Source organism: Clostridium sp. KLE 1755 (genome assembly GCF_000466465.2).
Taxonomy (GTDB): domain Bacteria; phylum Bacillota; class Clostridia; order Lachnospirales; family Lachnospiraceae; genus Eisenbergiella; species Eisenbergiella porci.
In genome coordinates this window covers 85,279-97,756 of record NZ_KE992668.1, presented here as the reverse complement: position 1 = coordinate 97,756, position 12,478 = coordinate 85,279, and the positions used below count along the sequence as shown (strand labels likewise).

General features: G+C 47.1%; 8 protein-coding genes. 7 read left to right on the top strand and 1 reads right to left on the bottom strand.

The annotated features are described in order from the left end of the window. The first annotated feature begins 5 nt into the window (after positions 1 to 5). The 5 genes from HMPREF1548_RS05255 (at position 6) to HMPREF1548_RS05235 (ending at position 6,345) form a co-directional block, all read left to right on the top strand. Positions 6 to 995, top strand: a complete 990-nt coding sequence (locus tag HMPREF1548_RS05255) for a hypothetical protein (RefSeq protein WP_051358323.1) — start codon at positions 6 to 8, stop codon at positions 993 to 995. A 258-nt stretch (positions 996 to 1,253) separates the two neighbouring features. Beyond that, a complete protein-coding gene (locus HMPREF1548_RS05250; RefSeq protein WP_021634784.1) occupies positions 1,254 to 2,462 on the top strand; it encodes a DUF6273 domain-containing protein in 1,209 nt (402 codons plus the stop codon). Positions 2,463 to 2,742: 280 nt separating this feature from the next. Further along, positions 2,743 to 4,713 (top strand): ABC-F family ATP-binding cassette domain-containing protein, encoded by a 1,971-nt coding sequence (locus HMPREF1548_RS05245; RefSeq protein ID WP_035321115.1) that lies wholly within the window; start codon positions 2,743 to 2,745, stop codon positions 4,711 to 4,713. Further along, complete coding sequence (locus HMPREF1548_RS05240) at positions 4,692 to 5,519, top strand: N-formylglutamate amidohydrolase (RefSeq protein WP_157065638.1); 828 nt, start codon at positions 4,692 to 4,694, stop codon at positions 5,517 to 5,519. Before HMPREF1548_RS05245 ends, HMPREF1548_RS05240 begins: the two co-directional genes overlap by 22 nt. Positions 5,520 to 5,556: 37 nt before the next feature. Continuing rightward, a complete protein-coding gene (locus HMPREF1548_RS05235) occupies positions 5,557 to 6,345 on the top strand; it encodes a sugar phosphate isomerase/epimerase family protein (protein WP_021634780.1) in 789 nt (262 codons plus the stop codon). A gap of 96 nt (positions 6,346 to 6,441) precedes the next feature. Here the strand turns inward: HMPREF1548_RS05235 and HMPREF1548_RS05230 are convergent, their stop codons facing one another. Next, the gene (locus HMPREF1548_RS05230; RefSeq protein ID WP_021634779.1) at positions 6,442 to 8,631 is read right to left on the bottom strand and encodes a hypothetical protein; all 2,190 of its coding nucleotides are present in this window, start codon (positions 8,629 to 8,631) and stop codon (positions 6,442 to 6,444) included. Positions 8,632 to 8,923: 292 nt separating this feature from the next. Between HMPREF1548_RS05230 and HMPREF1548_RS05225 the strand changes: the two genes are divergently transcribed. Both HMPREF1548_RS05225 and HMPREF1548_RS05220 read left to right on the top strand, forming a co-directional pair. Then, on the top strand, positions 8,924 to 10,765 hold the full coding sequence (locus HMPREF1548_RS05225; protein ID WP_021634777.1) for a glycoside hydrolase family 36 protein: 1,842 nt from the start codon (positions 8,924 to 8,926) through the stop codon (positions 10,763 to 10,765). A gap of 81 nt (positions 10,766 to 10,846) precedes the next feature. After that, positions 10,847 to 12,448 carry an N-acyl-D-amino-acid deacylase family protein gene (locus HMPREF1548_RS05220; RefSeq protein WP_021634776.1) on the top strand — a complete coding sequence of 534 codons (1,602 nt, stop codon included), beginning with the start codon at positions 10,847 to 10,849 and terminating at the stop codon, positions 12,446 to 12,448. The last annotated feature ends 30 nt before the right edge of the window (positions 12,449 to 12,478 follow it).

Genomic DNA, 12,478 nt, shown 5'->3' with positions numbered 1-12,478 from the left:
TTTTTATGGGCAGAAACAGCGGCGGCGGAAGCCGCAGAACAGGCAGCTCTTCCTCGGGCGGCCGTTCCTCCGGGAGCGGCCGGATCAGCGGCGGGAGAACCAGCCATCCTTCTTCCACCCGTTCCAGCGGTTCCTCATCAAGCGGAAGGATATCCTCCGGCCGCAGCAGCCTGGGATCTTCGGGCAGTTCTTACAGAAGCAGTTCTTTTTACGGATCGGGGTATCACAGTTCATCATCAACGTCTCATTCTTCGTCATATTCCAACTCGTCACAGAATAACAGCTGGGATGACGACGACTATTCTCCACAGGGAGGCTACGGTTATTCCTATGGAGGAGGGGGATACCGTTCAGGCAGCTGTCTCGGCTTGTGCCTTGCGCTGGTGGTAGCTTCTATTTTTGTGATAATTGGCGCCGTTTCGTTTTTCTCAGCAATTTTCTCATTGGGCGGACGGCATGACAGTTTTTACGGATACGTCGCCCCGCAGACGGTACAGCAAAGCGGGAAAGAGCACACCAATTCTTCCAGCCAGCCGAAAACGAATTACAGCGGGCAGTCCTCCGGGGCAATTGAGCCTGTTGTAGGGGAATATTTTACGGACAGGCTGGGGTGGATAAAGCAGTCGGCGACCCTGAATGCCGGTATGGAGGCGTTCTTTAAAAAGACAGGCGTAAAACCGTATCTTTATCTGACGGATAACGTCTACGGCAGTACGGAGCCCTCGGATAAACAGATGGATACATTTGCCAATTCACTTTATGATAAGCTTTTTACTGATGAGAACCATTTTCTGCTGGTATTTCAGGAATATGGGGATTATTATATGACCTGGTATGTTTCGGGAAGTGATGCGGCTGAGGTGGTTGACGAAGATGCAGCCAATATCGTTTTGGATTACGTGGATGAGTATTATAGTTCGGATATGGGAGAGGAAGAATATTTCAGCAATGTATTTTCCATGGCGGCCGGGGATATCATGGAGGGCGGGCAGTAAAAATGCCGGGGAAACGGTAGACCAGTTGGACAGATATTAGTATTTTAGAAAAACAGCTCCTTTTTGGTAAGAATTCAGATGTGAAAATTCTTACCAAAAAGGAGCATTTTTATGGCAGAAGCTAAGGGGCGGATTTTTCCGATGGACCAGCAAAGTAATGGAACGAAATGAGTTGTTTGACATTTCCATGCGTAAATAATAGAATGAAAAAGACGCAATATGTATTACATTATTTAATAATGAGGGGGAAGATTGAAAATGAAAAAAAGTGTATTATTGTTTTTAGTGGGTTTTACTATCTTAACAGGATGTGGGAAGGCTGTGGATGGAAGCAAACAGAGTCAGAGTGCTGCAGTAGATCCAGAGATACCCCAAATAGAATCAGAAGTAAGCGTAAGTGCTTCGGAAGATAATGCGAGGGTAACAGAACGCTCTCCGGAGGAAATCCAACGTGAGTTAGAAAGTGTTCCGGACATGATAACAGAGCCAACTGTTATTTCTGGAATTAATATTGATGATATAATAGAATTTGGAAGTTATGAACAAGATTATAATAAAGAAAATGGGGCAGAACCAATAGAGTGGTATGTTATAGATATAGATGATAAGAGTGCAAAGTTAATGAGTGTTTATGCCCTTGATTGTGAAAAATATAATGACATCGATGAAAGTGTAACATGGGAAACCTGTACTTTGAGAAAATGGTTGAATGAAGAATTTTATAATGAGGCATTTAGTTCCAATGATAAAAGTATAATAAGATTAACTAATTTGGAGAACGAAAGTAATCCAAAATCTAATATTAGTGGTGGAAATAACACGACAGATAGAGTATTTATATTAAGTTATGGAGAAGCAGTGAAATATTTCAATGCTGATATTAATGCAAGTCAAGAAAATCCTTACGATTATCATATTGCTTGTATTCCGACAAGATTTGCAGAGATCAGAGGATTGGAAACCAAAAATTCAATGCTTATGGATCCAAGTATTGGAGCAACATGTTCATATTGGTTCAGAACAGTAGGAAATTCTCAGAACAGAGCTGTTGATGTATGGGTAGGATTTGTAAGTGTCACAGGCAGTGATGTTAATTCTGGGAAGCATGGGGTTAGACCATGCATTACAATTAATCTTGATGGTGTACTTGCTGCTGATGAGGATGTGGAAAAATCACCTTCAATTGGAGAAATAAATGCATTAAGTATGGCAGATGCATATTTAGATGCTATGCCATTTTCCTTAAACGAATTAATTGATCAATTAGAATATGAAGGATTTACGTACGGCGAAGCTAAATACGCAGCTGACAATTGCGGAGCAAACTGGAAAGAACAAGCACTTCGTAAGGCTAAGTTATATCTGGATAATTTTAATTTTTCACGAATAGAGCTGATAGACCAGTTAGAATACGACGGCTTTAGTAGAGATGAAGCATCAAGTGCGGCATCAGAATTAGGATTATAGTTAGTTAAGGGGCTGTTTTTTATTTATTAAAAAACTTCGCCAGATAGCGGACTAAGTGGAACTGAGAATAAAAAAATACGCAAATTGCGGGAATATGGGGATTCCACTCCGGAGGACGACCGAAAGTAAGAAGAACGTAGATGAAACCGGTGACAAAGTTCAGGGATTTGAAAAAGAAAGGGAACCACAAGCCCTAACCGCACAAGATTGAGGGGCAGGGGAATTGATGTGCCGAAGATACTTTGGGTTTCATTTTCGGAAAAAAGAGAGGATAACCATCATGTTATATCAGATTTGCAACGGAGCGGTAAGATTTGCAGCGGAAACGGTGCTTGAGCATATTAATTTTGAAATAAGAAATAAGGAAAAGATTGCGGTGGTAGGCCGGAACGGGTGCGGAAAAACCACGTTGCTGAAACTTATCGCAGGGGAAGTGGAGCTGTCCAAGAGGGACAGTGACGAGGACATTTACATTGCCAGGGCGGGAAAGCCTGTGATTGGCTATTTAAAGCAGAATGCGTTTGAGGACGACAGCCTGACTATGGAACAGGAGGTGCGGAAGGCCTTTTCAGAACTACTTGCGATGAAGGCGGAGATGGAGCGCCTGGTGGTTCTTATGGAAAAGGAGAACGAGGAGGCTGCTGTTTCCCGATATGTCAGGCTGGAGGAGCGGTTTGCTTACCTGGGCGGCTACAGCTTCGAAAAGGAATATGAAATAGTGATAAAGAAGCTTGGTTTTTCACCGGAGGACAAGCAGAAAAAGCTGTCTGAATTTTCGGGAGGCCAGCAGACCAAAATCGCTTTTGCCAGGATGCTGTTAAGCAAGCCGGACATCCTGCTTCTGGACGAGCCGACCAACCACCTGGATATTGCGACCATCAGCTGGCTGGAAGGGTATCTGAAGGATTATGACCGGGCGGTGGTCATCGTATCCCATGACAGGATGTTTCTGGACCGGGTGGTGGATGTGGTATATGAAATCGAATATAAAACAGCGGTGAGGTATCCCGGCAATTATTCCGCTTTTGTGGAACGAAAAAGGCTGAACTGGGAAAAGCAGCAAAAGGATTACGAGCTGCAGCAGAAGGAAATCGAACGGCTGCAGACGCTGGTGGAGCGGTTTAAAAACAAGCCTACAAAGGTGGCGATGACCCGTTCCAAGCTCAAGCAGATTGAGCATATGGTAAAAATCGATGCGCCTGCCAGATATGATCTGAAAAGCTTCCATGCGGATTTCCAGCCGGCGAGGGAAAGCGTTACGGACGTACTGCGTGCTGCACAGCTTCGGATTGGCTATGACAGACCTCTGGCGGAGGTGACCTTTGAACAGAAAAAAGGACAGAAAATCGGGATTATCGGAGATAACGGCTCCGGGAAATCCACGCTGCTGCGCACGCTTACAGGCCAGCTGGAGCCGCTTGGCGGCAGCTTCGCTTTCGGTGACCGTGTGGATATCGGGTATTTCGAGCAGCAGATGGCTCAGTATACCAGCGATAAAACCGTGCTGGAGGATTTCTGGGAGGAGTTCCCGGATCTGAAGCGGCTGGAGGTCCGCTCCTGGCTGGGGGCATTCCTCTTCGGACAGGAGGAAGTATTTAAGAAAATAGATATGCTCTCGGGCGGGGAAAAGGTTCGGCTTGCGCTGGCAAAAATCTTTAGGAGGCTGCCCAATTATTTAATTCTCGACGAGCCGACCAACCATATGGACATTGTGGGAAAGGAATCGCTGGAGGCCATGCTGAAGGCGTATCCCGGCAGCGTGCTTTTTGTATCCCACGACAGATATTTTGTAAAGGAAATTGCAGATTCCCTGCTGGTATTTGAGAACGGGACGGTAAATTTCTATCCTTTTGGATATGAGCAGTATTGGGAAAAGCTGCAGGCGGACGAAAAAGAACGGCAGGATCAGCAGGCGGATGGAAAAGCGCAGCCGTCTGTTAAAAGTACCGTAGTATCTGCAAAGGACAGAAGCCCGGAAAAAGCGGTGGACGCCCTGGAGCCGCTTAAAAACGTCGCCGACCGGAAGGGGTATAATCCGGGAAAAGAAGAAGCGAAGAGAAAACGCCGCCTGGAGCGGCTGGAAATGCTCATTGCGCAGAAGGAAGAAGAGCTTGCGGCATACCAGTCGCAGATGAAGGAGCCTTCTATACAGTCAGACTTTGAAAAACTGATGGAGTTGGAGGCGCTGTGCACAGCGGCGGATGAACAACTGGAAGTGCTGATGACAGAGTGGGAAGAAAGCGGCAGCTGATGAGAAAAGGGGATTTGTTGATGGAGGAATATTTTTATCCTGTAACAATAATAAATGAGGGAAACCATGAAATTCCTGCAATTATCAGTATTCCTCACAGCGGCCTGTATGTGCCGGATGAGGTTAGATACAAAATGAACGAAGGAATTAAATTGCCTAATATGGACTGGTATCTTCCTGCATTTTATACTTTTTTAGTGGAAATGGGGTATACCGTTGTCATTAATCGGGTGAGCCGCTACGTCATTGATGTAAACAGGGGAGAAAATGAGAGGTGCGGTTCCTATCAGACTAATCTGGTATATACTACTACAACGCAGGGAGAGGAAATGTATCGGATTCCTTTAACTGCGGAGGAGACAGCGGAAAGAATTAAAAATTACTATGCGCCCTATCATAATGCCCTTATTGAGGCAATACGTGAGAAGCTGAAAAGGTATACCAGAGTATACCTGCTTGACCTGCATAGCTTTGGCCTGGATTGTAGGGCTGATATTATCCTGGGAAATGACTTTGGGAAAACATGTTCAGACGGTTTGGTTTCCTTTTTAACAGATAAATTTATAAAAAATGGGTTTTCGACGGTTGAGAATATCCCCTTTTCTGGCGCTTATATTACAAAAAATTACAGCAGGCAGTTTCCATGCTGCGAAACAGTTCAGATTGAGCTTAGTTATTGTGCCTATATTCAAAACAGAGTATTTGAAAACGGTGAGGAAAATCCGGTGATAGAACAGGAATATTTTAAGAATCAGAAAAAGAAGATGGCAGCAGTTTATAGCAGCTTACGGGAATATCTGCGGTAAGGGAAGAATCGCTATTGAAAAAAGGAAGGGAAACAAAATGTACTTACTGGGAAGGACACAAATGATACCGGCTGCAACCTATGAGGAAGCAATTGCCCGTATTATGCAGAAAGGCTTTGACGGCGTGGAGCTTGATATTTACGATGTGAATTTTCAGGCGCGGAAAGAGTTTTTTGAAGAAGGCTTTGCTGAAAAGATAAAGGAATGCATGAAGAAAAACAGCGTAAAAGCTTATTCCGTTGGCGCCCATATGGATTTTACGGAAAATGAGGATAAATTCCGTACGGTGGAGAAGGCGATTCCAATCGCGGCGGAAGCGGGAGCTGATACAGTTATCATCAATGGCGCCGTCAGGCGCGAGGGAGAGGCGTTTGAAAAGCAGTGGGAGAGGCAGATAAACCGGATGAAGGAATTATGCCGCATCGCAGAACAATATGGCATTTATCTGGCGGTAGAATTCGAACCGGGCTTTGTCATTGATAATTCGGAACTTCTGCTGAGCGCGTTTGACCAGATCGGTTCCCCCATGCTGCGCATGAATGCGGATATCGGGCATATGTTCCTCCAGGATCCGGATCCTCTGGCTTGCCTTGAAAAGTGCGGCCCTTATATCGTACATGCGCATTTGGAAAATATGAAAAAGGGTATCCATAACCATCTGGTTCCTTATGAAGGGGACATGGATTTGACGGCTTATCTGCAGAAGCTTATTTCTGTGGGCTTTGACGGGCCGGCGTCGCTTGATTTGTATCAATATGACTATGAGGCGGTTGCGGAAAAGAGCGTGGAGTATTTGAAAGGGATTTTATGCACGGCCGGTATATAAATATAGCGTGGAGAGCAAGTATAACGACAGCAAAAAAACGCAGGAAAAACCTGCGTTTTTGCGTATTATCACGTAGGTATCCCTTCTTGATAAAAATCAGAAGTAACTATCATAAATCCTGTTTCGTTTCTCCAGTTCCTCTCTGTCAAGTCTCTGTGCGTCTTCGATTTCATATACCCCAAAGGTTTCAAAAAGCCTTTCCGAAGGCTCAGCCTCCACAAAGGTACACCAAGGCAGCCAGTGGTACTGGCTTCCCAGCTTCTGGCTGGAGAAATTGCCGCTTTCATGGCCAAGGCCGGGCATAATATAACCGGAGGTGCCGTCTATGTCGTTGGACTGACGGGTATTTTTGTGGATAAACTGTGCGAAATCCAGGTAGTGGGCATCCTTGGTGAGAAGATAAAGCCTGTAATAGGTATAGGAACAGGCCGCCATATATACGTCGGCACCGCCGCCGATTGTAATAATGCTCTGGCCGCTGATGGAATACTGGTTAAGGGGGTGCTTCGGCCAGGGCGTACGTACCGGGAAGGTCCAGGCATAGGTCCAGGTTTCGGTATAATCCGCTGCACCCACTGCGCCTTCCAGCCAATGAGGATCCTGCGTCAGATCGTAGAGAGACAGGAAACCAAACAGTGCATAAATTCCTGCTTCCTTATCCTGGATATCCGTATTGTCACAGGTCCCGCCGCGATATTCCATATTCAAATAGGCATTTGTAAAGGACCATTCCCCGGCCTTCAGCGCAGCGCATTTATACGTTTCATTTCCGGTTACCAGATACAGCTGTACCAGAAAACGGATGACGCTTGGCGTATTTGATTTGGAATCCATGCGGATGGAACCGTCCGTGTTATATGCGCGGTAAAAGCTGCCGTCCTCATTTTGGACGCGTACAAGCCAGTCGCCGGTTTTGATACAGAATTTCAGCCAATCCTGCTTTTCTTCGTCCCGTTTGTGCAAGTAAACATAAGCATCCAGAATGGCTTCCATACCGTCTGCAAGCATACGCACATAGTGAGGATAAGGCTCGAAGCCCTGAAGATTAGGATTGTAGCACATCTGCGGCAGCCCGGACTGCGTCATGCAATTTTTCACCCAGAATGCAAGGATGCCGATTCCCTTTTCCCTGGCTTCAGGGATATTTTCCCGATCCCCATACCGCAGCAGCAGATTGCCGATTCCCGGCTGCTGCCCTACAAAGCCAAACTGGAAGGACACCGAGGAAATATCCATATCAGGCAGCTGGCAGGCAAAAGGAAGGCCGTAGGAATCCCCATATTTACGGGTATATTTCATGAAAATATTCATACAGTTATGGAAATGCTGTTCATTGTCCACACAGAAAAGCCCGTCCCTTAAACGGCGGTAAGTGGTCCGCCAGATATCCCGCATCATTTCCTGGAAGCTTTCATGCCGGCCGAAAGTGAGGGAAACGGAATAATTCTGCTCAAAACCCGGTTCCACAGGATGGTTGATTCTGCGGAAGCTCATGGCCTTATTATGATAATCCAGCCCGCCGTAGGAATTCTTTATGGGGGTCTGCCCGTCGCAGCCCGGATATACATAATCGATTGACAGGCCGTCAACCGGTGTGGGAATATCCTTGCGTACCGCAAAACCATAATACATATAATTGAGGGTACGGCTTTCGGGTTTGCTCATGCCCAGGGCCCCTATCGTGAACCGGGGATCCACATTGTTTTCGGACTGTTCTATGTCCAGGGAACGCATGCCTACGTCGGCAGCCCAGCGGGACAGGGAAACCATTTCACCGGAACCGGTGTGGTGCATGGAAAACAAAGGAAGAGCGCAGCGCGTTTCCAGCATCCAGAAATATTCACAGTCCAAATCCTTTCCCATCCTGTCGGCAGGGGCAAATTCATTCTGGCGGTACCAGACACCAGGAGCAAAGCACTGATAGTCACGGGGATTGTCGGACTCGGAAAGGACGAGGGAAAATTTGCTGGAAAATCCCAGATCATCTCCGGCCTCAAGAACCCTGACACAGCGGCTTACTTTAAAGCCGGCGGCATCTGTTTCATAAATATCTGTAAAGGCAAAGGCAGAGCCGGATGGAACACGAAGCGTCCCCCGGGCAGTCAGGCGCCCGTCTGCCAACTCTGTTTTTTCGTAGGGCGCGTCATAGAATTCACTTACGGCGAAGGCTGTCTTGACGGTGATAAATAAAGGACGTCTGTTAAAGTACAGCAGTCTGCCTTCTTTTCGTACTTCAATTCCGCCGTTGGCGCAGACAAGCTGATAATTATTGTATTGCAGTTCCATGGATAAAACCTCCCCAAATAAATATTGTATCCTGAGTATAGAACGAAAACTGTGAAGGCTCAATGGAGTATCTTTGCTGGAATCCGGCGAAGATGTATTATCTTGTTTTCATAAAAGCGGCATAGAATTCCAATATGTGCCAATGCGACATCTGCAGTATAAAGCTGTCGCATTTTTCTATAAAGTAATCCACAGGGATTCTCTATAATAAAAGGTAGGTAAAAGGGGCGGCAGGCTTAGTGCATTAACGAATAAGCTCTGTCCGGGAAAAAAGAAAGGGCAGGTAATCAGAATGGAATTTTATCCCGAAGTAAAATTAATGAAAGACGCATATGGCGCAGGCTTTTCCAATGGGCTGACGATGTGCCAAAGCCAGTCGGCATTGGCCTTCCATAAAACAGAGGACAGGGGAGAGGATGCGGTATATGAAGATGGCAGACAGCATCGTATTGTACTGCATAAGAAAATTAATGGACAGGCTGTGGAAGTGTGTACGGAATTTATTAACGAAAGCAGCGATGAAGTTACTTTGGAAATGTTAGCAACGTTTGCGTTAAAAGGAATCACTGCGGACAGGATACACCGGATGCAGTCCTTTTGGAGTGCGGAAGGGAAATTAAGGACAGAATCCATAGACGAACTGCATTTGGAGCCCTCATGGAACCGATGCGGAATGCGGATTGAAAAGTTCGGGAATACAGGCTCCATGCCTGTGCGTAAATATTTTCCGCTTTTAATTTTAGAGGACAGTAAACAGCAGGAATTTACAGGAATCCAATTATATTGTCCGTCCTCCTGGCAGATTGAATTGCTTTGCAAAGACGATGAAACGCTTACGGCTGCCGGCGGGATCGCAGACAGGGATTTTGGGCAGTGGACGAAAAAGATTCATCCCGGAGAAAGCTTTACAACCCCCAAGGCGGTAATTGCCCGGGGAAATACGATATATGAAGTATGCGACAGGCTTGTTAAGGCGCAGCGGCCTGCAATTTCAGAAGCAGATAATAAAATGGGGATTGTATTTAATGAGTATTGTACAACATGGGGAAATCCGAGTTACGATAACATTAAAAAGATATGTGATAAAATAAAAGGAAAGGGAATCCAATATCTTGTCATTGATGCAGGCTGGTATGGCAAAGCCCAGGGCTGGTGGAGCAGTATGGGGGATTGGAGCGTCAATGAGGAAAGATTCCCCGGCGGGCTGAAAAAAATTGCGGATTATATACGTTCCTGCGGAATGATTCCCGGACTGTGGTTTGAGATGGAATCGGTAGGCATAAATTCGGAGCACTATCAGGATAAAGAACATTTGCTTCTGAAAGACGGAGTGCCCTTAACCGTGGGGGAGCGCCGTTTCTGGGATATGGAAGATGAATGGGTAATCAATTATCTGAGTGAAAAGGTAATAAAGCTGTTAAAGGAGTGCGGCTTCGGTTATTTGAAGGTGGATTATAATGATACCATCGGCATGGGCTGTGACGGAGAGGAGAGCCTGGGAGAAAACCTGCGGAGGAAGGTTCAGGCCACACAGGGCTTTTTCAAAAAAATAAAGGAAGAAATCCCTGGGATAGTTATAGAAAATTGTTCCAGCGGAGGTCACAGGCTTGAGCCGTCCATGATGGAGCTGGTATCGCAGGGAAGCTTTTCAGATGCCCATGAGACTGTGGCGATACCGCTTATAGCGGCAAATTTACACAGGGCGGTACGGCCGGAACAGAGCCAGATATGGGCAGTGCTGCATGCCCAGGACAGCGACAACAGGATTTTTTATTCTATCATAAGTACTTTCCTGGGAAGAATGTGCTTAAGCGGTGACATATACGACTTATCCGGGGAGCAATGGAAGCTTGTGGAACAGGGAATGCATTTTTATGAGATGGCTTCGGATATTATCCGGGACGGCGTCACTGTAAAATGTGAATACAGCACACAGCAGTACAACCATCCGACCGGATCGCAGTTAGTTATCAGAAGGCTTGGCCGCCGCTGCCTGGCGATTCTGCATCGGTTTGAAGGCTCTGAAGCTTCGGATTTGGAGTTCCTGAAAAACAGCAGGCTGATTGCCGAATATGGCAGCGCGGAAGAAGATTTTAGCGCAAAGGCGTGGATATATGAAGTTGAACACTTCTGATAACTATTGATTAATTGAATCCGGCAGCCAGCCTTTCTGGCTGATAGTGCAGCACATTATGTTGTGCAGACGGGAGAAACAATGGAAAGAACCTATATCAGCAGCGGTATGGTATATGATGGAACGGGGAAAGAACCGTTCTGCGGGGATATTGTGATCAATGGAAGCACAATAGAAGCAGTGCTGCCTCACAGCATGGATCGTTTTACGGAAAAAAACGGACGGCTTATTTTGGCGCAGGGACTTGCAGTGACGCCAGGATTTGTGGATGTGCACAGGCATTGTGACCTGGCGGCGCTTACGGACCCTGATTTTGGACGGCAGGAGCTGAAGCAGGGAATTACTTCCGTGCTCGCCGGGAACTGCGGTATGAGTCCGGCGCCTTCCGGTGAGGAATCAAGGGCGGCAATGTACCGTTTTTTAGAGCCTTGCCTGGGGAAAGCGCCTGATGGGCTGCAGTTCCCGGATTTCAGGAACTATATGGAAGCGCTTCATGCAAAAAATCTGCCTCTTCATGTGGGGGCAATGGTGGGTACCGGGGCAGTGCGCATCGCGGTTAAGGGCTTTGGGGAAGGCCGTTTTTCGGAAAGAGAGCTGGACACAGCCTGCGGTCTGCTGGCGGAGGCTTTTGGGCAGGGCGCACAGGCGGTGTCTGCCGGGATTATGTATGTACCGGAATGCTTTAATACCAGAGAAGAATGGTATGCGTTCTGCCGGGAGGCTGCCAGGCATGGCAGGCTTTTTACCTTCCATGTCAGAGGAGAAGGGGACGGGCTGCTTTCTTCCGTGAAAGAGGTTATTGATTTTGCCCGGGAAACCGGAGTACGGGTCAATATCAGCCATTTTAAGTCCGTAGGGAGGACGAACTGGAGGCGTGATATTTATGAAGCAGTTTCCCTGATTGAAAGGTCGGGAATGGATATTACCGCTGATGTTTATCCTTACGACGGCGGGGCCACTATTTTGGGTTCCCTGCTTCCGCCGGTTATTAGCGCGACATATGGCGAAAGACTCTGCTGTGCGCTTGGTACGCCGGAGGGTGTAAAAGCCCTGAAGGAAGCCCTGGATAAAACCTGGGCTGGATGGGATGATATGCTCCGGGCCATCGGCAGCAAAAGGATTCTTATCAGCTCCCTGGAACGGGAAGAAAACCGTTGGATGATCGGCAGAAGCCTGGAAGAGGTGGTGAAGGAAGGAGATTTTTCTTCGGAAGCGGAGGCCATTGCCCGGCTGATGCATGAGGAGGAGGGAAAAGTAGGCATCATCGTTTTGAGCATGTGCCCGGAGGATGTGGAGTATGTGCTTTCGCTGCCCTTTACTTCAGTTATTTCAGATGCACTCTATGGAGGCGGCAGTCATCCGCATCCCCGGCTTTACGGCGCATTCCCCAAGGTAATAGAGGAATATGTCTGCCGCAGGAAGCTTTTAACCCTGCAGGAGGCTGTCCATAAAATGTCGGGAAAGCCTGCGCAGCGTTTTGGCCTTGAAAAGCGCGGCCTGCTGCGGGAAGGGTATAAGGCGGATATGCTGTTGTTCCGGCCGGAGGAAGTCAGAAGCGGGGCGTCTTATCTGGAACCCTGTGTGGAGGCTGAGGGAATGAGACTGGTGCTTGTGGACGGAAAGGCGGCATATTCGAAGCAGGGGATCCCTGAATATGGATCCGGGAACTATAATTACACTTAAATCAGCTCCCAGATCCTGTAAGATTAAGAA